At 34.9% G+C, this 22,864-nt stretch carries 14 protein-coding genes and 1 pseudogene; 10 read left to right on the forward strand and 5 right to left on the reverse strand.

Annotated features, from left to right (window positions below; all coding sequences use genetic code 11):
* From F6K15_RS31145 to F6K15_RS31155, 4 genes are all read left to right on the forward strand, one after another.
* A partial coding sequence (locus tag F6K15_RS31145) for a hypothetical protein (protein ID WP_293068910.1) occupies positions 1 to 413 on the forward strand: 413 nt, incomplete at its 5' end.
* 356 nt (positions 414 to 769) lie between these two features.
* Positions 770 to 1,246 carry a hypothetical protein gene (locus tag F6K15_RS31150; RefSeq protein ID WP_363269087.1) on the forward strand — a complete coding sequence of 159 codons (477 nt, stop codon included), beginning with the start codon at positions 770 to 772 and terminating at the stop codon, positions 1,244 to 1,246.
* Between the two features lie 24 nt (positions 1,247 to 1,270).
* The gene (locus F6K15_RS38765) at positions 1,271 to 1,450 is read left to right on the forward strand and encodes a hypothetical protein (RefSeq protein WP_363269089.1); all 180 of its coding nucleotides are present in this window, start codon (positions 1,271 to 1,273) and stop codon (positions 1,448 to 1,450) included.
* 742 nt (positions 1,451 to 2,192) lie between these two features.
* Entirely contained in the window at positions 2,193 to 3,332 is a 1,140-nt protein-coding gene (locus F6K15_RS31155; protein ID WP_293068913.1) for a histidinol-phosphate transaminase, read from the forward strand.
* A gap of 574 nt (positions 3,333 to 3,906) precedes the next feature.
* Here F6K15_RS31155 and F6K15_RS31160 read toward each other — a convergent pair.
* Both F6K15_RS31160 and F6K15_RS31165 read right to left on the reverse strand, forming a co-directional pair.
* Positions 3,907 to 5,310 carry a cyclic nucleotide-binding domain-containing protein gene (locus tag F6K15_RS31160; protein WP_293068916.1) on the reverse strand — a complete coding sequence of 468 codons (1,404 nt, stop codon included), beginning with the start codon at positions 5,308 to 5,310 and terminating at the stop codon, positions 3,907 to 3,909.
* A gap of 683 nt (positions 5,311 to 5,993) precedes the next feature.
* On the reverse strand, positions 5,994 to 7,496 hold the full coding sequence (locus F6K15_RS31165) for an S-layer homology domain-containing protein (protein WP_293068919.1): 1,503 nt from the start codon (positions 7,494 to 7,496) through the stop codon (positions 5,994 to 5,996).
* Positions 7,497 to 7,633: 137 nt separating this feature from the next.
* Here F6K15_RS31165 and F6K15_RS31170 point away from each other — a divergent pair, with 137 nt between their 5' ends.
* Positions 7,634 to 8,350 carry a glycerophosphodiester phosphodiesterase gene (locus F6K15_RS31170; RefSeq protein ID WP_293068921.1) on the forward strand — a complete coding sequence of 239 codons (717 nt, stop codon included), beginning with the start codon at positions 7,634 to 7,636 and terminating at the stop codon, positions 8,348 to 8,350.
* A 198-nt stretch (positions 8,351 to 8,548) separates the two neighbouring features.
* Here the strand turns inward: F6K15_RS31170 and F6K15_RS38770 are convergent.
* Positions 8,549 to 8,626, reverse strand: a pseudogene (locus F6K15_RS38770) (LPXTG cell wall anchor domain-containing protein); the annotation flags it as partial.
* A 238-nt stretch (positions 8,627 to 8,864) separates the two neighbouring features.
* Complete coding sequence (locus F6K15_RS31175; RefSeq protein ID WP_293068924.1) at positions 8,865 to 9,512, reverse strand: PEP-CTERM sorting domain-containing protein; 648 nt, start codon at positions 9,510 to 9,512, stop codon at positions 8,865 to 8,867.
* A gap of 1,053 nt (positions 9,513 to 10,565) precedes the next feature.
* Here F6K15_RS31175 and F6K15_RS31180 point away from each other — a divergent pair.
* The 5 genes from F6K15_RS31180 (at position 10,566) to F6K15_RS31200 (ending at position 18,280) form a co-directional block, all read left to right on the forward strand.
* Positions 10,566 to 11,438 (forward strand): EamA family transporter, encoded by an 873-nt coding sequence (locus F6K15_RS31180; RefSeq protein WP_293068927.1) that lies wholly within the window; start codon positions 10,566 to 10,568, stop codon positions 11,436 to 11,438.
* A 420-nt stretch (positions 11,439 to 11,858) separates the two neighbouring features.
* Entirely contained in the window at positions 11,859 to 12,716 is an 858-nt protein-coding gene (locus F6K15_RS31185; RefSeq protein WP_293068930.1) for a M20/M25/M40 family metallo-hydrolase, read from the forward strand.
* A gap of 405 nt (positions 12,717 to 13,121) precedes the next feature.
* Positions 13,122 to 14,381: a caspase family protein gene (locus tag F6K15_RS31190; RefSeq protein WP_293068932.1), complete on the forward strand. Its 1,260-nt coding sequence runs from the start codon at positions 13,122 to 13,124 to the stop codon at positions 14,379 to 14,381.
* Positions 14,382 to 14,995: 614 nt separating this feature from the next.
* A complete protein-coding gene (locus F6K15_RS31195; protein WP_293068935.1) occupies positions 14,996 to 16,051 on the forward strand; it encodes a WG repeat-containing protein in 1,056 nt (351 codons plus the stop codon).
* Between the two features lie 867 nt (positions 16,052 to 16,918).
* Positions 16,919 to 18,280, forward strand: a complete 1,362-nt coding sequence (locus F6K15_RS31200; protein ID WP_293068938.1) for an NAD(P)/FAD-dependent oxidoreductase — start codon at positions 16,919 to 16,921, stop codon at positions 18,278 to 18,280.
* A gap of 391 nt (positions 18,281 to 18,671) precedes the next feature.
* On the opposite strand, the gene F6K15_RS31205 is transcribed toward F6K15_RS31200, so the two are convergent.
* Positions 18,672 to 22,859, reverse strand: coding sequence for a response regulator (locus F6K15_RS31205; protein ID WP_293068941.1), 4,188 nt, complete (start codon positions 22,857 to 22,859; stop codon positions 18,672 to 18,674).
* Positions 22,860 to 22,864: the final 5 nt, after the last annotated feature.

A 22,864-nucleotide genomic window follows, 5' to 3' on the forward strand; every position in this document is an offset into this window, starting at 1 on the left:
TAACTTTAGAGTCTGTAGTAGAAAAAATATCTACTTCCTCTCTATTACGTATGCCGCAACAGTCAAATCATTTTGTGAAGCGCATAACTTTAGAGTGTGTAGTAGAAAAATATCTACTTCCTCTCTCTATTACGAATGCCGCAACAGTCAAATCATTTTGTGAAGCACATAACTTTAGAGTCTGTAGTAGAAAAAATATCTACTTCCTCTCTATTACGTATGCCGCAACAGTCAAATCATTTTGTGAAGCGCATAACTTTAGAGTGTGTAGTAGAAAAATATCTACTTCCTCTCTATTACGAATGCCGCAACAGTCAAATCATTTTGTGAAGCGCATAACTTTAGAGTCTGCCATGGAGAAATATCTACTTCCTCTCTATTGCGTATGCCGCAACAGTCAAATCATTTTGTGAAGCGCATAACTTTAGAGTGTGTAGTAGAAAAATATCTACTTCCTCTCTCTATTGCGTATGCCGCAACAGTCAAATCATTTTGTGAAGCGCATAATTTGAGAGTGTGTAGTAGAAAAAATATCTACTTCCTCTCTCTATTGCGTATGCCGCAACAGTCAAATCATTTTGTGAAGCGCATAATTTGAGAGTGTGTAGTAGAAAAATATCTCATACCAATTTGGAAAAAGAATGTTACGAATCATAAGAGCAATTAAAATACTTTATAGGAGATATCCATTGGACGAAAAAGATAAATTATGACCTAATAAATAGTATCAAAGCGATTCATTCTGACTCCTGACTCCTAAGAAATAACTATGACAATTAAACTAGAAAAAATAGTACCTTGGGGTCGAAATCTTGACGAATATATTTCTATGTTCGACCTTACTCCAGAAGAGAAGAAATTCAAAATTATCGACTGTGCCGCAGGACCGTCAAGTTTTAATTATGAAATGACTTTTGAAAGATATAATGTCATTTCCTGCGACCCAATATATAAGTTTAATGCTGATGAAATTTCTCAACGTATTCAGGCAACTTCTCAAAATATTATTGACCAAATAAAGGCAAATTATGATACTTTTGTTTGGCAAAATTTACAGTCGCCAGAAAATCTACTAAAGGTAAGAATGGCAGCAATGGAAAAATTTTTATTAGACTTTCCTAATGGGTTTCAGGAAAAACGTTATTTAACTGCTGAATTGCCGAAACTGCCTTTTGATAATCACAGATTTGATTTAGCTTTATGTAGCCATTTTCTATTTTTATATTCTGAGCATCTCTCAGCATAATTTCATCTAGAATCAATTTTAGAAATGTGTCGAGTTGCTAAACAAGTACGAATTTTTCCTTTGGTTAAACTTTCTGGAGAAATTTCACCGTTATTAACGCCAATAATTGAAAAATTAACACCTAAAGGATATAAAGCGGAAATTAAACAAGTAACTTATGAATTTCAGAAAGGAGGTAATCAAATGTTGCAAATATTTGTTTGAAGAAGGAAGAAGGAAGAAGGAAGAAGGAAGAAGGAAGGAAGAAAAAATGGATGGGGACTCAAAACCCGACTAATTGTAAACACTGCGGGTGACAGTGGGGTATTAAATCCAAAATAAAAAGATAATTAATGAAGGAATAATTCAAGAATTAACAATTACCGAAAAAAGGATTTTTTTTCTTCTTCTCTGTTTCCAGTGCCCAGTTCCGGTGTTCCCTAAAAGTTTCCAATATCTCACAACTCAAATCATATTGCTGTATATAGAAATCAACTTTTTCTTAACAGTTTCCTATTTCCAAAAATTGTGGCAAAGTCTATAATAAATGACATCCTCTGATTAGGGCTTACCGATCTAATCTAAAAGCATTGACATATAAAGGCTTTAGGCTTTTTTATGCCTTGAAAAAGTGCAAATTTTTCAGCTCTTTATGCTCAAAAAGTTAGTATTTTAGGCAAGACTTGGGCAGAAACATCATTCTGACAATTGTTAGCGAATAATGAAGGTAAAAATCCTCTCCTTTCAAAGAGAAACAAGAAAAATTTTTCATGATTAGTCAATCAATTCCGTTTTCAAGGAAAGGTAATAATTAATTAATAATTATTAATTATTAATTATTAATTATTAATTGTTGAATCTTACCTCTTCGCTCATTCCAATTTCTCCTGTCTTCTATCTTCTACTCCTACTAAAAGACTTTTTCAGCAAACCCTAATTAGGATGTAAAAATAACTCTAAAAAATTTATGTTACCTTTTATTCGTTCAGATCTGAGTAATCTTAAAGCTTATACGCCTCATCCTGGTGGCAGTTCAGAAATTCCTTTAGATAGATTAGATACTAATGAATGTCCTTATGATTTATCAGATAATTTAAAACAAAAGTTAGCTGGAAATTATCAAGAATTAATTGAAACAAACCGTTATCCAGATGGCAGTCATTTCCAACTTAAAGAAGCTATAGCTGAATATGTGAATGAAGCAACTCCATCAGCTAATATTTCTGCCGATAATATTTCTGTTGGTAATGGCTCAGATGAGTTAATTCGTTCTATTTTAATTGCTACTTGCTTAGGAGAAGAAGCTTCTATTTTAACTACTACTCCTACTTTTTCTATGTATTCTATTCTTGCCAAAACTCTTGGTATTCCCATAGTAAATGTTGGTAGAAGTGAGGCAAATTTTGAAATAGATATTTCTGCTGCTCAGGATGCTATTAATCAAACAAACAATTCGACTGTAAAAGTGGTATTTGTTGTTAATCCAAACTCTCCTACAGCTAACGCTTTAACTACTGCAGAATTAGAATGGTTACTTAGTTTGCCTGAAGAAATTATGGTAGTAATTGATGAAGCCTATTTTGAATTTAGTCAGACTACTGTAGCTGAACAATTAAACCAACATCCTAATTGGGTAATTTTAAGAACATTTTCCAAAGCTTTTAGATTAGCTTCCCTCAGGGTAGGATACGCGATCGCTCATCCAGAAGTTATTATTAATTTGGAAAAAGTTCGCCTTCCTTACAACTTACCAAGTTTTTCTCAAGCTGCTGCTAAATTAGTGCTTACCTACAGACAAGATGTTCTATCTTTTATACCGGAAATTTTGACAGAAAGAACTAAGTTATTTGACAGTTTTAGGGAAATTTCAGCTCTAAAAGTTTGGGAAAGTACGGCTAATTTCTTTTATGCCAGACTTACGGATAAAGGATTGAGTTTATTAGGAGAAAACCTGTCTCAGGAAAAAGGTTTAAATAATTTGATGCAGCAACTTAAAAATCAGGGAACTTTAATTCGCCATACAGGTGGTGGTTTAAGAATTACGGTAGGAACTCCTGAAGAAAATCAGCGTACAATTGAGAGAATTAAAAGTATTTTCAACAATTAATAATTAGGGCTTGCTGATTAAATATCAAAGAATTTACAGATAAAGGTTTTAGCCTTTTTAGGTCTTGAAAAAGTAGCTGATTTTCAGCTCCAATCCCTCAAAAAGGAGTGCATTTTGGGAAATATAGGGGAGAAAATCAAGGGAAGGTTCTTCTGACTACCTCTTCTATAATTCCCATTCCTACTGTATAAATGCTCTTTATTGACCTTTCTCAAGAGTAAAACTTTTGGGAAAATATTAAGCATAAATACTAAATCACAATCGTTATTATTTTCTCCTGAATTGCAGAATTTCTGGATTCTGACTCCTAATTTTTTATACTATATTTTGAAGTGCAGAATGTAGGTTAAAAGAGGAGGCTTTCAAGCAAAGTTTTTCTGTAAGCATTTCCTGCGGACTGCTGCGCAAACAGCTATTAGCAGTCAGCTATCAGCAATTAATAATGAATAATTATTTCTCAGGTTGGGGAAGGAGAATTTAGCAGTAACTTTTGATTCTTTTCCCAAGATTAATAGCTGATAGCTGATAGCTGACGGCTGTTTGCGCAGCATTCCGTAGGAAACGCTTACTAGAATTATAAATTAAACATATTTTTAAGACGATTTCTAACCCAAACTACAGGATTTTTATCATCTTCTTCTGCATCAACTAATCCCAATCTTCTAAGCTCATTTTGACGTTCAGATAATTCTTCTTGATGTTTACCCAACTCTTGCACAATTACCTCTGCTAATTCTGGATTTTCATGTAATATTTTCTCAAAGCCTTTTTTATGAATAGCAAATAAAATTGTATCTTCAAGTGCTCTGATAGAAGCTGTACGAGGAATACCTAACATTAAAGCTAATTCTCCAAAAAAATTGCCAGCTTTTAGAATAGTCAGATGTTTATTAATTTTTTCAGCAAAGACCTCTACTGAACCTGAAAGAATAATATAAAAAGTATCACCAGGGTCTCCTTCATGGAATAGAATCTTTAATGGTCTGAGACGTTTTCTATACCCTACTTCTATCAATTTTCGTAACTCAACATCAGTAAAGTTTTCAAAATAAGCAACTTGTAATAATAAATCTCTAGCTGATAGAGGTTTACTAGATATAGATGGATGGTTTCTTACCCCATGAAGAACAGTATTTTGAGATGATTCTAAATGTTGTGATTCTTGTGTATTATTCAGATATATCTTAATATGGTCCCAAGGAATTAAAATACCCTGTTGATGTAAATTATTGTAGATAATAAACCGTAAAGAACTCATATAAATTGGTTGATTATAAATCTCCTTTACCCATACCCATAATTGAAACTTAAAGGCGTTATCTTCAAACCCCAGAAACAAAACTTTTGGAGGTGGTTCTCGTAATACTACAGGTTCCATATAAGCAGACATTAGTACAGTTTCTGTAACTAATACCGGGTCACTATCATCAGATACAAAAATATCAAGTTCAATCCTACCTTTAAAACTATCGTAGCTTAAGTTATGTATTTTTCCTTCTATTAAAATGCCATTAGGAATAATTATATGACTACCCTGTAATGTTCTAATTCTAGTTGAACGCAAACCAATCTCTTCTACAAAACCTAAATCATTATCTAATTCAATAAAATCTCCTATTTTTATCGGTCTTTCTATCAGTACATTCAAACCACTAATAAAGTTTTTGGTAATATTCTGAAATCCTAAACCAATACCTACACCTAAACCCCCGGCTAAAACTGCTAATGAAGAGACATTAAAACCTTGTGTTTGTAAAATAACTATCACGCCCAGGGTACTCACTCCATAGCTAAATATTGTAGATATTGCCTCTCGATTAGCTTCATCTATACCTAGTTTGACTAAAAATGCTTTTTTGAGTAAATTTTTGAAGATTCTACCGAATAGAAGAACTACAATTAAATATAAAAATAGTTTTAAAAGTAAACTTAAAGATATATAAGTATCCCCGACAAAAAGTAGGGGAGTTGTAAACATTTCAGCTAGTTGTAATAAGAAATTTTGTACTTTTTGGAGCATAAGGAGAGTAGGGGAGTGGGGGAGTAGTGGAGTGGGGGAGTAGGGTAGTAAAAATAATAATAGTTAACAATGACTGGTTAATAATTACCAAAAATTTATTCAGTATATGTTAATTACTTAATAATTGAAGTGTTACTTAAGTATAGTATTCTTTTTTCAAGTTAGTATAACATAATTTTTTTTTTATATTAATGAAATTAAGTAATTAGGGTTTACTGAATAAAGTCTTTTTGCTGGGGAAGGAGACAGGAGACAGGAGACAGGAGACAGGATAAATAGGAATTTAGAGGAGTTAGGAGTTCACAATTGTCTCTCAATTTTTCTGCCATAATCATCCCAAAATACTAGCTTTATGCAGCTCTTGCCACCGAAAAGCTGGTACTTTTTTCAACTATAAAACGCTAAAACCAATATCAGTCAATACTTTTAGAATTAATCAGCAAACCCTAATTAGCCTTAGAAGCAAAATCAAGAAAGGGAAAGCAAAATCTTGATTTTTCCTTCTTCCCTCTTCCTTCTTTCTTCTTCCTTCTTCCCTGATATTAGCAACCCGGTATCTAGGAGAAACCGGGTATTTTAGACATTGATTATTTAGGGTAAATATTTAGAGAAAAACTGTGCATCAAAAAAGACAGCCAATGTTAATTTTTTGGAGTCACAATATATTTTGATGAAACCTGTTCTACCCTTCCTAATCTTACTAAAGCCTGATAAAACATCGCTGTAACTTCAGCACGAGTAGCAGCTTTATTTGGATTCAAAAATTTTACATCTGGATGATTTACTACCAATCCAGTTGCAGTAGCTGCTGCTACTTTTTCCTTAGCCCAATCAGGTATTTTTTCTTTGTCTTTATAAATACTTAAAACCTTATCAGGATTTGATGGAATTTCCAGATTTAAGCCACTAGCTAAAGCAACTAATACCTGTAATCTTGGTACTTCTTGTGCTGGACGAAAAACATTTCCTGGATACCCACTCAAAAAGCCAGATTTAGTAGCTGTTTGAATTCCTTCTTGAGTTGGTAAATCTTCTGGTACATCCTTATATTTAACAGTATTTCCTGTTGATTTTTCCTCAAATACTTGAGGAATTTGAGTAGCTAATTCGGCTCGCGTTACAGGTTTATCTGGCTCGAATTTATCGCTATCAACTTGAGCAATAATATCACGTTCCCTCAAAGGTTGAATGAAATTACTGGCCCAAAAATCATCTGGAACATCAGAAAATTTAACTTTGTCAATAGGAGATGTTTCAGGAGATGGCGCTGCTGTACCAGCTAACGGAATTTCAGAAGTTGCATTCTCTGGAGAAGGAGAAGTTGCCGTTTCACTCACCCCAGGTGACTCAGTAGTTTCTACCTCTGGAGAAGGAGAAGTAGCTGTGGATGACTCAGTAGTTTCTACCTCTGGAGAAGGAGAAGTTGCCGTTTCACTCACCCCAGGTGACTCAGTATCTACCTCTGGAGAAGGAGAAGTTGCCGTGGATGACTCAGTAGTTTCTACCTTTGGAGAAGGAGAAGTAGTTGTTTCACTAATCCCAGGTGACTTAAAAGTTACCTCCTCTGGAGAAGGAGAAGTTGCCGTAGGTGACTCTGTTGTTAAACTAGGAATAGGAGGGGCCAAAGGTAAAGATGGAGTTGCCATCGGAGATTCAGATAACATACTTCCAATACCTAATGTGGCCAAATTCTTTCCAACTTGTGGGACTTTTGGCGGTTTGGCTAATTCGAGTGTTGTCTCAGCCTCATTATTAGCTCGATCCAAACCTTTAACGCTTGTCTCTAACTGCTCAAAAGTATCAGTAATAGGAGTCAGAGTAGCTAAACTTGTTTCTAACTCTTCAGAAGAAGAAAGTGCTTGACCAAAATTTGATGCTGGTTCGCCAGTCAGGGTATTAAGTTGTGGTGAGCCTAAGCTAAAGATTGACTCTTCTGTACTAACATCTGGATTATCAACTGTTTCAGATTCAGATTCAGATAAAGAAAGAATAGGTTTAGAGAATAGATTAAACCCATTATTTCCTTGAGTAGTTGTCCAGAAAAATACACTGCCAAGAGTCGCTAAGGCTACAAATATTGCAATCCACTCATCACGTTCCACTGGCCTTGGCCGTGAAGGTGGGTTCGGAGGTATATTTGTCATTTGTCATAGCTATATAGTGACAGCTCCAGATTAGACTACGATTAGGGATAAAAGGAAGATGAAGAAGGAGTCAGGAGACAGGAGACAGGAGTCAGAATAGAATTTTTCACTATAGCAGGGAATAAATTTTCAACAAAATGACTACTAAACCATTAATTATTGCTCACCGAGGTGCATCTGGCTTGGTGGAATTTGAAAATACTTTAGCTTCTTTTGAAAAAGCTATTGAATTGGGTGTACCAATGGTGGAGTTTGATGTGAGAAAAACTCAGGATAATTTATTTGTTGCGTTTCACGATGAATCAATTGATGGGATGAATATTAGTGATTTGAGTTATCAACAACTTTTGGATATTTCTCGGCAAAAAGGTTTTGATGTGCCATTGGTAGAGGATGTGTTGAAGTTGTGTCGGGGGAAAATTAAACTTGATATTGAGTTGAAAGAAGTTGGATATGAATTGGAGATAGTTAATTTAGTCAAAAAATATTTAGATTATCAAGATTATGTGATTAAATCTTTTCTTGATGCTGCTATTATTGCGGTCAAACAAGCAGATAATCAAATTACAACTGGGCTGTTATTAGGAGTTAGTAAACCCAAAAATTTAATCGCTACTCGATTATCAGAAATCTTTCCTGAATTTCGTTTGTTTACAACTAAATCTGATTTTGTTTCGCCTAATTATCAATTGATAAAATTTGGTTTTGTTTGGCGCATGAAACTGACTAATCAAAATATCTATGTTTGGACAATTAATGATGAAAAATTAATGATTGAAACTGTCAAGCAAGGAGTATTTGCATTAATTACAGATAGACCAGATTTAGCTTTGAAGTTATTTGATGGGAATTAACATTCAGCTTTTTTGTTTTGCCAATCTTGGTTTGCTTTACCAGACTGTTTACTATTTTTATACAAATAACAAAAAGAACCTCATAACTAAGAGGTTCTCTTTTTACTAATAATTTTATTTTTAATTGAATTAATTGAATCGTGATTTTTGAAGCGGTGGAAAATTATCAGGAGTTTATTCAGAATAGACTTGTTTAATTTAAGCTTTATTGCTTGCCTTCTTTTTTAATAAAAAGCCTGCTCCAGCAAATAAACCTAAACCAAGTATAGCAGAAGGTTCACATACTCTCTCAGAATATTCTTATACTCACTCTAATATCACTATGATTAATTAGAGTAAAGGTATCGATCGCCCTATTATATCATGTCCGTTGGTATAGTCCCGTGTAAAAGTTGGGGAAATATCTACCGCCATATAAGTAAAATTTTTCCTTTTCTTAAAGCTTCTTCCTTCTTCCTTCTTCCTTCTTCCTTATCTTCTCTATACAAGACCGATGCTACCGGACATGATATTACTAAATTTTTGCTTTGGAGTCTTTATTTCTTTTGCGACTAGCAACTAAACCTGTAGCAACTATACCAAGACCGAATAATGCAGTAGGTTCAGGAACAGGAGTAGTAGAGAACAAAGCACCAGAAAATTGAGCTGTAAGTGTTTCACCAGCATCAAGGCGAGCCTCAATTGTGCTTGCTAATGTATCGTTAAATTGAAGTGTTAAGTTACCTGCACCATCACTTCTATCGCCATTTTCGCTGATAAATGTTCCAAAGAGGAGTATATCTACGGATGCATTCTTTCCACTCTGGATAACTTCTCCTATTTCAGCTTGTTCAAGGTCAAATTCATTACCACCACCAAAATCTATGAATGGATCGGGTGCTCCAAATGGATTAAATGATATAGGTCCTTCGATAGTTGTGTTTATACCAGCAAACTGATTAAAACTTCCCGTTGCAGTAATAGGGCTAAGAAAAAGAGTAGTTGGATTTGGATTGAAACTCAGTTGCTCTTCTGAAATTAGAGCAGTACCTAGACCAGCAAGTTGCAATTCCCCAATTAAAGCAGCAGCATTAGCAACACCAGCATTAAGCATTACGCCAGTAAATGCAACTGTAGCAGTTAGACCTGCAAAGAATTTAGAGTTAATTAGACTGTTAATCATCGTTTTCGTTAGGTTTGTGTGTGTGTGTGTAATTAGCTACTATTAAATTTATGCTCAGGCCATTTTTAAGTAATATTCTACTTTTGTATTCTAGATACACTGCCTGGGTTCCTGTATCTATTTTTATTCAAATTGAAAGTTTTATACTGTGATTAAAATCATTTTAATAAATGATATTAATCACTGTTTTTAAAATTAAATAATGCTTGCTTAATAGTTAAATATCTTATAACGTTTAGTATTAAAGGCTTTTAGAGAAATAAGATTTCATCCTAAATCTGTACTGAAAGCGTAAAAAAACAGTATCAATCGTGCAAGCACTTAAGCAATATGTTGTATTTTTTACTTAAATGTAAGTGATATTCAGTAGAAATTAAAAATCTTGTCCCAGTTTAAGTACGGAATCTAATATAGTAATATTTGTTACTTTAATCTCAAAATAAGCGATCGCATATCAGGCATCGATGAATGTGTGCAGATATAGGAGAAGGAAGAAGGAAGAAGGAAGAAGGAAGAAGGAAAAATCTGGTTTTGTCTGAGTTTTACAGCGCTTTTCAAATTGATTAACCACATCTTCACAAGCAAAATCTTGTAGGGACGTTCCATGGAACGTTCCTACTGTGGTCTACCGTGCAGGAAAACCGCTGTAAGCTGTTGATATGTCCGCACCCTTTCCTTCGACTGCTGTATTCCCTTATATTTATATATACAGGACTTACGCAAAGGCACTATTTATAGAGTCCATTAACTATTGTCCAATAGTTGTGAGCGCTATATATAGCATATTTGCGTAAGTCCTAATATAGATATTTTGCAAAAGAACTTAGGAACATTTCATCAAATGTCCATACTCTACAGCGGTTCCCTCGAATATGTAATTTCTGGAGATGTCTAATAGACATTTCTGATAATAAAAAATAAAATTAATTATCATACAGAAATCATTAATTATTTCCTCCTACTCCCTACTCCCTACTCCCTCTTTTCTAGATGATGTCTAATATAGAGACTGCGACTTTAACTTAATTACTCAGTTGAGCAGGAAAATAATCTATGCTTTGGTTTTTTTTAGCTACTTCAGTAGCATTTCTTCAATCTGTTAAAGATGTTTATAATAAGACACAACTAAAAAATTTTGATGAATATATTATTGGATGTAGTCTGACATTTTTTACTGCTTTATTTTTAAGTCCCCTATTATTTTTCATTGAAATTCCTCAATTAGGAAATAATTTTTGGTTAGCTCTATCAGTCAGTGCCTCTTTGAACGCGATCGCCTATACAATTTATCTCAAAGCTATTAAGATTTCTGACTTATCAATTATTGCTCCTATTACCACTTTTACTCCGTTATTTTTATTAATAACTTCGCCATTAATTGTGAGAGAATTTCCTAACCTGCTCGGTATAATCGGCGTATCATTAATTGTAGTTGGTTCATATTTGTTAAATATCAAAGAGAAACAGCGAGGATATTTTGCTCCCTTTCAAGCAATAATTACAGATAAAGGTTCACGACTAGCTTTATTAGTGGCTTTTATTTGGAGTATTACTGGTAATTTTGATAAGGTAGGCGTACAAAATTCTTCACCTATTTTTTGGGGAATTTCCGTATTTTTCACCATATCAATTTTGCTATTACCAATTGTTTTATATAAATCCCATCATAATCGATATAAACTTCAAACTGGTAGCTGGAAATTAGTTATATATGGCATGATTAATTCTGTAGCTATGGGATGTCAAATGATGGCTATAAATTTAACTTTTGTAGCTTATGTAATTTCTGTCAAAAGAACCAGTGCATTATTTAGTGTGATTTTGGGAAAAATAATTCTCAAAGAAAAAGCCATCAAAGAAAGATTTATAGGAGCTGCAATTATGGTATTTGGAGTATTTTTAATCGGTATTTCACAACTTCATTGAAGAAGGAAGAAGGAAGAAGGAAGAAGGAAGAAGGGAAAAAATAAAAATAAGTAGTAAAGCACAATTAATTGTATATTTGACTCCCTACTTCCTACTCCCCATTCCCTATTCCCTTATATTTTTTATTCCCTTTTAAATAATTATTGCTCTGCTGATTAAATCTAAAAGCATTGACATATAAAGCCAAGTGCCTTTTTGGGACCTTTCAAAAGTGCCTGGTATCACGTCTAAAACGCTCATACATGGAGCGTATTTTAGGCGCATAGTTGGGCAAAAAAAATCATTCTTACAATTGTTACTCCTATCTCCTCGCCCATTCCCCGTTCCTCCTGTCTTCCCCTCCTGGGAGGGGGAGGGGCGAGGGGTGGGTTGTCTCCTACCCCTACTAAAAGACTAGTGAAGCGCAAACCCTAATTACTTATGACATTTAATTTACAAGCAAGATTACAAAATCATCTGAATGAAATAGTACGCGATCGCGACCCATATTTAGCATCAGGAGGACATTTTTATGTCAGACAATATATTTCTCAGCAGTTGTCACAGTGGGGAAATGTAGAAATTGATGAATTTCAGGTAAGAGGCAAAACTCATCAAAATTTAGTGTTAAATTTACCCTCTATTAATAACAGTAAAAAACAGAATTTAGCACCAATATTAATTGGCGCTCATTATGATGCAGTACCAGGTACACCAGGAGCAGATGATAATGCAACTGGTGTAGCAGTTTTACTAGAATTAGCTAGAGAATTTTCATCTCAACCATTAAAATATCCAGTTAGTTTAGTTGCTTTTGACATGGAAGAATATGGATTATTAGGCAGTCAATATTATGCTGAAAAACTTAAACAAAAACAACAGCAACTTAGACTAATGATCTCCCTAGAAATGCTCGGTTATTGTGACTATACTCCCGGTTCCCAAAGTTATCCTAGTGGATTAAAATATTTTTATCCAAACCAGGGTAACTTTATTGCATTAATTGGTAATTTATTGACTATCATCGATATGTTCCGAATGAGTAGAAAATTTAATAAAATAGGAACGAATTGTCAGTTTTTGCCAGTACCAAATCGAGGTTTAATTGTGCCTGATACTCGTCGCAGTGACCATGCTCCATTTTGGGATAGAGGATATAACGCTATAATGATTACTGATACTGCCAATATGCGAAACCCGAATTATCATCAACAAAGTGATACTCTTGAAACTTTAGATTTAGATTTTCTCACGGGAGTTTGTCAGGGATTAATTGTCGCTATTAGAAATATTGTGTAATGTGAAATACTAAAATTTTTACTACAAATACTGAGGTTGTTTCAAGGAGTAAGAAGTCGTAGGGGCGAATGGCATTCGCCCACCCAAGAATCAGTATAAATAGCCTATATATCATTATAGCTAGATTCAATAATGAATAATGAATAATGAATAATGAATAATGAATAATGAATAATGAATAATTACCTCTTCTTTTCAAGGAGAGGATTGACTAATAATGAAAATTTTTATTTATTATCCCCTTAAAAGGGGAGGCTTTAAACCACAATTTTTCGGTAAAACTCTGTTTTTAGTCAAATAAACTTTCTAGGTAAAATCTTTTAAATAGAAAAATTATTCGTACCATTCTTTTTGATATTTAAAACAAATAAAGCAGGAAAAAATCTAGACTAATAAATTATAATTATGCCCAAAAAATCTACAATAAAAAAACTAATTTTAGGATTAATCTTTCTAGCAGTTGGAAGCATGCAGCAAGTAGTAGTAGCCGATAATAATTCCACAAAACTCAGCCAACAAAAAATTCATAATTGTCAAATCTATCGACAACAACCAAAATTTTTAGTATTTGGAGGAGGTGGTACTCCAGCGCAAAATGAAATTGCCATTGAAAAAAATGTACTGTACTTTCAACGAACCCTAGAAAAAATTGGATATAACCGATTAGCAGCTACAACATTTTTTGCTAATGGCAATGATGGACAAGCCACAATTCGCTATATTGATGAATTAGGAAAACAACGATTTAAAGTACCAGAAATACCTAATATTCAGGGCAAAGCAACATTGAAAAATTTCCTTAATTGGTTTCAAAAAGCTTCTGGAGAAACATCTCGTCGCCCTATATTTTTTTACTTTACAGGTCATGGCATCAAAAACCCAAACAATTATAATAATAATGCTCTAATGCTTTGGGAAGACCGACCTCTAACAGTTCATAAATTATCACAAACTCTAGATAAATTACCCCAAAATACTCCAGTAGTAACAATGATGGCTCAATGTTTTTCCGGCTCATTTGCTAATATTATTTATCAAGGTGGCAACCCCAATAAACCCATAGCACTTCAGAGTCGTTGTGGTTTTTTTGCGACTATCAAAACCTTACCTTCAGTAGGTTGCACTCCAGAAGTAAACGAAGCAGATTATAAAGATTATAGTTCCAGTTTTTTTGCCGGATTAAGTGGTTATAGTCGTACAGGAAAAAGAGTAGCTTCAGCAGATTATAATCAAGACGGAAAAATTAGTTATATCGAAGCTCATAGCTTTGCGAAAGTAGACGAAAAAACAATTGATTTGCCAGTCTCAACTTTAGAAGTATGGTTACAAAATCAGGCAAGTAAAACCGATATAAAATTCATTTGGGAACAACCAATAATTAATCTTTTATCCAAAGCACGACCAGAGCAACAATATGTAGTTAAATCAATAGTCAGAATGTTTAATTTCGACCCACAAAAATCTTACATAGAAAATGGTGGAGGAAGTATCACCGAACAAGAAATTAATAATCAAATAGAACGAGCATATTTTCTCCGTTTAGGAATGGAATTAATTAATATTGGTGTAGAAGAAAAAATTATCAAAGCTTCAGATAAAACAGCGATCGCTATTCTTGAGCGTCTACTCAAATGCGAAGCAGGTATCCCGGGAAGAGGGAAGTAGGGGATTCAACAATTAATAATGAATAATGAATAATGAATAATTACCTCTCCTTGAAAAGAAGAGGATTGACAAAGAGATGAAAATTTTTTTTATTATCCCCTTAAAAGGGTCGGCTTTAAACCACAATTTTTCGGTAAGGGAGAAGTAAACATAAGAATAATTAACATTAACTAGGCTGCTAATTAGCAAAAAAATTATTATATCTGTGTTAATCACTTAATCAGCACTTACGCATAACCACTAAATAAAGTAGGGGGTAGGCAGCCGCCTACCCCCTACCAATGGTGTGTAATCTCATCTTTTGCGTAAGTTCTGTTAATAACTGAAGTGTCACCTAAGTATAGTATTAATGCTTATGAATTGGTATAATACAAGTAGCTATTGAATGATGCCAAACTTTCCTCAAATAGTTAATTATTCTCTCCTAATCAAAATCTCCATAAATTAACATAAATCCTTTTGAGCAAGCTTTTTAGAGACATTGTATGGAAAGTCCTGACCTCAGAGATGTCTAATAGATATGAAGCATGATATAAATGACCAAAACCTAAGAATACTGAATCTAGTTATACAAATTAAAGAATTAACTAGAAATTGGAGGAAAATTGTACAAAATGAAACGCTCTCTATATTTATTTATAAGTCTAGCTATTTTAGGGTTAACATCCTGTAGCGCGGTCAAAGAAATTCAGGAATTAATTGACCCACCCCCACCACCAACCCCCACAGCATCGCCTGTCAAAAAAAAAGTAAGAAAATTATTTCCGATTCAGCAAAACGGAAAATATGGGTTTATCAACAAGATGGGTAAAATAGTTATCCCTCCAAGATTCGAGCGGGTAAAAAACTTTTCAGAAGGATTAGCAGCAGTAAAAATTGCAGAAAGGTGGGGCTATATTAATGAACAAGGAGAAATAGCTATCAAGCCAGAATTTGATTCTGTTGTACGTTTTTCCCAATCTTTAGCGCCAGTCAAAAAAATTGGTCAGAGATGGGGTTACATTAACAAAAGTGGAGAAATGGTAATTAAACCGCAGTTTGAAGAGGCGGTCTACTTTTCTGAAGGACTGGCACGAGTTACAATTGATGGTAAGTGGGGTTATATCGATCCAACTGGCAAAATAGTGATTCAGCCAGAATATAGAGGACAAACGGGACGCGGGTTCTTTGTTGGTGGATTAGCTGCAGTCAGAATTGGCAGTGCTTATGAATATGGGTATATAGATCCGACTGGAAAAGTGATAATTGAGGCAAAATATGATTTTGCTGGAGATTTTATCGATGGTTTAGCGAGGGTCAAAATTGGGGATAGGTGGGGGTATATTGATCAAACTGGTAGAGAATTTATTAGAGCACAGTTTGTTTTTAATCAAGAATTCTCCGAAGGGTTAGCAGGAGTAAAAATTGATGAGAAGTATGGTTATATAGATATTTCTGGCAATAGAGTAATTCAACCACAATATGATTTTGCTGGCAACTTTTCAGAAGGTTTAGCAGAAGTCAGAATTGATGACAAGTATGGCTATATTAATGCTTCTAATGAAATGATTATTGAGCCAGAGTTTGATAATGCTTTTGGGTTCTCCAATGGTATTGCAGAGGTGTGGGTAGACGGGAAAAAGGGTTATATAGATAAAATTGGCAGATTTGTCTGGAATTTAACTAAATAAGTGGGTCAGTCCAAAGAAGAGTAAGCTACAAAGGGTCATTTGACTGAATTTGCTTACTCTTTTTTAGAGACTGTTTGTCAACATAAAGATTAAGTAGGGTGTGTGACGGTATCCTTACCATTTCTGGAATAATTGTCGATTTTACACCTCACGCACCGCGTACTGTGGGATGGTGCGTTACGGAATGCTGCGCAAACGCTAACACACCCTACTAGACCGACTTAAAACCCAGACAACGCAAAACTTTCCTTCTTCCTTCTTCCTTCTTCCTTCTTTCTTCTGGTATACATCTAACTTGCAAGTAATAAATATATTATCTCTTTAATTAGCAGTAGTTTTAAATATTTGCCTTTGCAAAAACTCTGTTTTTTTAATATAATTATTTGAATTGATAATCAATTTTAAATTATTTTGTGTCTAAAATTATATCGAAAAAGCATATTTTTGTCAATAACGAAATGAGCTTTTTTTTAAAGTAAACAAAAGTAACTCTTGATACTAAAACCCTTTTAAAAATTGTGATATTTTGAAAACAAGGTTGCAATATAACGACCATTAAAGGCTAAAAAAAGTCACTATTATTAAAAAGCGTTTCCTGACGGAATGCTGCGCAAACAGCAGTTCAGCAATCAGTAGTCAGCTTTGCGCGTTTGCGGAGCATTCCAGAACAGAAAGGGGATTTAAACCCCTCCTAAAATTAAGCGACAAGCTAGAAGTCGGGGATGTTTTACCCAAGCTTTTCGGTCTAGAATGTTCCGCAAACAGATACCTAATTGCGCAAATTTTTAGGCTGATAGCTGATAGCTGATAGCTAATAGCTGATAGCTAGTTAAATAGTAATTACTAAGTCGAAAGAGGGAAATAACTATGAGTCTAAACCAGGAAAAACATCAATCTCCTCATCATGTTGTCATCGTTGGAGGTGGATTTGCAGGACTAGAAGCTGCCAAGCAGTTAGGAAAAGCACCTGTTAAAGTAACCTTGGTTGACAAAAGAAATTTCCATTTATTTCAACCATTACTTTATCAGGTAGCTACAGGTAGTCTTTCTCCCGGAGATATTGCTTCTCCTCTTCGCGGTGTAGTTGCAGAACAGAAAAATACCCATGTTTTGATGGGTGAAGTTGTGGATGTCAATCCCGAACAGAAAAAACTCATTTTGAGCGATCGAGAAATAGATTACGATACATTAGTTATGGCAACTGGTGTTAGCCATAATTATTTCGGAAATGATTGGTCAGAAAAAGCTCCTGGACTAAAAACAGTAGAAGATGCACTAGAAGTGCGTCGTAGAGTATTCGCCTCCTTTGAAGCTGCAGAAAAAGAATCAGATCCAGAAAAACGAAAAGCACTGTTAACCTTTGCAATAGTTGGCGCTGGTCCAACAGGGGTAGAATTAGCAGGTGCTCTAGCAGAGTTAGCGCACACTAAATTAAAAGAAGAATATCGCTCTGTTAATACTAGCGAAGCTCAAATTTATCTAATTCAAAGCGGAGAAAGAGTTTTACCTTCGTTTAAAACAGTTTTATCAGAAAAAGCACAAATAGAACTGGAGAAGTTGGGAGTCACAGTGTTGACTAAAACGCGAGTGACTAATATAGAAAACAATATCGTCACCATTCGCTCTGGAGAAACAACCCAAGAAATTCCCGCTCACACAATATTATGGGGAGCAGGAGTTAAAGCATCAGCAGTTTCTCAAGCAATATCTAATCGCACAGGAGCAGAATTAGACCGCGCAGGTCGTGTTTTTGTCAATGAAGATTTGACAGTACCTGGTTATCCTGACATCTTTGTCATTGGAGACTTAGCTAACTACTCTCATCAGGGAGACTCTCCAGTACCTGGAGTTGCACCAGCAGCAATGCAGGAAGGATTTTATGTAGCAAAACTGATTCAAAAACGGTTGAAAGATCAGACCTTACGCCCATTCCACTATATTGACTATGGTAGTTTGGCAGTTATTGGTCGTCACCAAGCAGTTGTACAGTATAAAGCAATTCGTTTCTCAGGTCCCCTAGCTTGGTTTGCCTGGTTATTTATTCATATCTACTATATGATTGAGTTTGATAACCAACTCATTGTGATGATTCAGTGGGCCTGGAGCTACTTTACTGGTCAAGGTGGCGCTCGTCTAATCACTGAAAAAGCGACCAAAGCACCTACCTATGAAGAATGCCAAGCTCGCTATACTCCGCTAGTGACAAGCGAATCATCTGGTGAAGCTTAATTGAATCAGGTTATAAGGAATAGTCAAAAATCAAAAGTCAAAATTTTCAAGTTATATCATGTCCGGATAATTAGTGATAAAAAAACTTTCTCCTTATTTTCGTCTTTCTTCGCTCCTGAATTCTGAATTGCAGAATTGCAGAATTGCTGAATTCTGAGTAGTTTATTTATAACTGTTCAACCGGACATGATATTACAGCGGTTTTCATTTCAGTAGACCACAGTAGGGACGTTGTATGCAACGTCCCTAGATGGTTTTGGTTATAACGATGTGGTTCATCAATTTGAAAAGCGCTGTAAAAGCTAATGCACAGTTTTAGCTGTGTCAGTCTACTACCAATAGCTCTTCCTTCTTCCTTCTTCCTTCTTCCTTCTTCCTTCTTCCTCTTCCTTCAAATATAAGCTTGAAGCTCAAACCGCAAAGCAGTCTCAACCAGTCTATATTCTGCCTGTACCTGAGATAAAATCTTATCCGCTCCTTCTGTTGTACCTTCACGCCCAATATATTCTAACTCTTTGCAAAGTTCAGACAAATTACTAGCTCCCACAGAAGCACTACTAGATTTCATACTATGAGCAGATCTTTGTAGCAATTTCGCCTGCTGTTGTTGAATTGCTTGACTCATTTCATCTAAGAGTTTAGGTGAATCTTCCAGATAACAATCAATTACTTCTACTACAAGCTCTGATTCACCTCCAGCCATTTCCTTCAACTCTTGCAACACTGCTAGATCGACAACTCCTTCTAACTCTAGTTGAGGTAAAACATCTTGCTCCGTTGTTGTTTCTGGGAAATTGCATTTACTTAAAGCTGTAGTCAATGCTTCTAAGCGAACTGGTTTACTAATATAGTCATCCATACCAGCAGCTAGACAATTTTCCCGATCGCCCTGCATTGCATTGGCAGTCATAGCGATAATACGGGGGCGTTTTTCTTTTTCCCATTCAGCACAAATTTGACGTGTAGCAGTCAAACCATCCATTTCTGGCATTTGTACATCCATCAGTACCACATCATAAGATTGACGACGTAAAGCTGCTAATACTTCTAAACCATTAGCGGCAACATCAGCCCGATATCCTAAATTTTTGAGAATATTAATTGCTACTTTTTGGTTAACGACATTATCTTCAGCTAATAGAATTTTTAGAGGTAATTTTTCTGCTAACTTGACATTTGATTGAATTTTAGATTTTTGGGTACTATTAACTATACCCCCTGTCTGAATACCTACTAAAACTTTTTCTAGTTGAGATTGCTTAATTGGCTTGTTGAGATAAGCAGCAGCATTAATATTAAGATTCTGACTAGAGTAGTCTATTTCGCTTAGAGAACTGAGAAAAACTAAAGGTAATTCTTGACAATTCGGTAACTTGCTAATTTTATTAGCTAGAGTGAAGCCATCCATTATTGGCATATGTACATCTAGAATAGCAAAATCAAATTTCTGTCCTGACTGTAATAAATTTATCGCCTCTTCCCCACTACCTACAGCTTGAGAAATCATACATAAAGATTCTGCTTGAAGTGTTAGTACTTGCCTGTTAGTAGTATTGTCATCTACAACTAACAAATGTTTATTGTTTAATATTGTTTCAGTTTCTGATTTCTGACCAAGACATGAATTTTCAGCAACAGCAGTAGCTACTACAGTGAAAAAGAAAGTCGAACCAACTCCTGCTTCACTTCCTACCCACATCTTTCCTCCCATAATTTCACTTAACCGCTTGCTAATAACTAACCCTAATCCTGTGCCACCATAGTGACGGGTTGTAGAAGCATCAACTTGACTGAAAGGTTTGAACAGACGATCCATACGATCTGGAGGAATACCAATACCAGTATCCTTAACTGCAAATTGTATTTCGTAGACAGCAGAGCAGGGAACATTTGATTCTAGACATTGTGTTTGATTAGGAATGGGACAATCCCTTTTTTGCCCAGGGTCTAAATCTTGATTCTGAAGTGAAGCTGTTACTGATACTACCACTTCCCCAGTTTCTGTAAATTTGACTCCATTGCTGAGGAGATTAACTAATACTTGACGTAATCGAGTTACATCTCCTACTATAACTTCAGGAGTTTGTGGTTGTATTAGATAAGCTAGCTCTAATTTTTTTTCGGCTGCTTTTGGAGCTAACAAATCTAGACATTCTTCTATACAGCTTCGGATATTAAAAGGTTGTTCCTCTAAATCTAGTTTACCAGATTCAATTTTAGAAAAATCAAGAATATCATTAATTAAGATCAACAAAGCATCTCCACTGTTGCGGATAACTTCGACAAAATCTTGCTGTTGTGGGTTTAGTTCTGTGTCTAACAGTAAACCTGTCATCCCAATGACTGCATTCATTGGAGTCCGAATCTCATGGCTCATTGTTGCCAGAAATTCACTTTTGGCTCGGTTAGCAATTTCTGCTTCTTCTTTAGCAGTTCTCGTTCTGTCTTCTGCTTGTTTCTTCTCTGTGATGTCTGTTATTGTGCCCACAGCACGATAGGGTTGACCTAAATCATCACAAATACGTTGTCCTTTAGTAGATATCCAGACATAATGCCCATCCCGATGTTTGATGCGATGGTTATTCTGAAAACGTTCTGTTTCTCCTGCTAAATGTGCTTCTACATCTCTAATGGTTGCTTCCATATCGTCTGGATGTATATTATCTGACCAAGTAGATAAAGTGTGGGGAAGTGGACTGTCTTCGTGGCCAATAATTCTCATCCAGGTAGGTGAATAGTAAACCTGATTTGTTTGTATATCCCAATCCCAAATACCATCGTTTGTACCAGAGATAGCAAGTGCATAGCGTTCTTCGCGATCGCTCAAAATAGATTCTATCCGGCGACGTTGAAGAATTTCTGTACTTAGGTCTTGATTTTTTTTGTGTAGTTCCTGAGTTCTTTCCCTGACTCGGTTTTCTAGAGATTCATTTGTGTGCTTAATTTCAGTAAACTTTTCCTGTAGAGCTAATACCATTAACTGAAAGTTAGCAGTAAGAGTATTAATTTCTGAGATTCTACTCTTCTTTGGCAAACCTATAGGTACTTCTTGATATAACAGTTTTTGAGATAAGTCTGTGGTTACTTGTGTTAGTGTCAACACCGGCGCTACTAATCTTTTGCTCACTAAGACTGATATGATTAATCCTACCAATGCGATTATTTGCATTGTCACCAGATTTTTAATATAACTCGTTTCTAGAAAGTCTATGTAGGGTGCTGTGGGCAAGGTGACATATAAATTCCAAGGAAGATCGTCACTAATTTGTATCTTTTTTCCATATAAAGATTTTTTCCATCGTTTGATCTTTGGCATTCCTGGTGTTGTTGGTTGCCACTTAAAAATATCTTCATTGTATTCCACTTTTCCTGTTTCCAGTAAGTCAAATTTTTTCTCCGTAGTTACCCCTGAGTAACTCTCAGCAATGATATATTCTTTGCTATCGACCAGTATTGTTTCTATTTCTTTTATTTGAGTATTTAGTTGCCGGAGTTTACCTAATTTAGCTATGCTTAGAGAAGCATAAGCTATTCCCTGGAAACTATTATCTTTGACTATTGGTACCATGATACCTATATAGGGTGCAGTAGATGCTCGATCTCTATGAATATCTGTAATTTGTGGTTGCAATTCTTTAGCTAGTTTGCTCCAACCATACTTATCAGATATGTTCAAGTTGAGTAATGATTCTCCGAATTCATTCAATGCAGGTTCGGCAGCAATTATATTACCGCTAGCATCAGTAATATATACTTTTAAAAAAGAGGTAAATGCTTTTTTCATTACTAATGTACTTTGTTGGAGAGTAGATATTTCATCATCAGGTACTTGAGCTGCTATTTTTGCTAACTCTTCAACAGCATACAAGTGTTTTTGATACCAAAACTGTAAATTATTTACCAGAGGAATTGTTGCTGCATTTAGTTCTTTTTGAATATCTTTTTCTACTATTGTCAGGATATGTTGTCCATTAAATATTGTCAGAATTAAAGCGGGTAATAAAATAAATGCGACTAATAAGTTAAAAATAGTTTGTTGAAAAGAGATTTTTTTGTAATTTTTAGATAATTTTAACAGTTGACGTATGGGTAAATAACTGATAATCAAGTTAGCAATTAAGGCATTCAAGAAGCCATTAATTGATTGTTTCATCATAATTAATACAGTTTGTGTTGTACCTACGTTCAAAACGAATCCGTAAAATAATACTACTAGAGGCATCCCAATCAAAAGCCAATATATTCCATTTAGCAAGACTATATTTTGTAAACGGTGACGCTTTAAGATTATTCCCACAAATATAGCTTCTATAGTAAAGATAGCAACCGCATAGGGATGGTGCCAGAGAAAGTATGTGTGGCTACTAACAATAAAGGCGGCTATTGTTCCCCATATAAATCCATAGAGTTCGACTATTATAAAAACTGCAATACTACCGAAGAGAAAATCTACCCCAAAGAATAAAGGTAATTTGAAATAGTTCCCTAAATAACCTAAGATAATTAGTAATATTAATCCTAGTTTGCTGGTCAAGCTAGAATTTTTTAGTAATTTTTTATTTTTATGAAAAAAGTTCATTTTTT

This window comes from Okeania sp. SIO2B3 (assembly GCF_010672525.1).
Lineage (GTDB): Bacteria > Cyanobacteriota > Cyanobacteriia > Cyanobacteriales > Microcoleaceae > Okeania.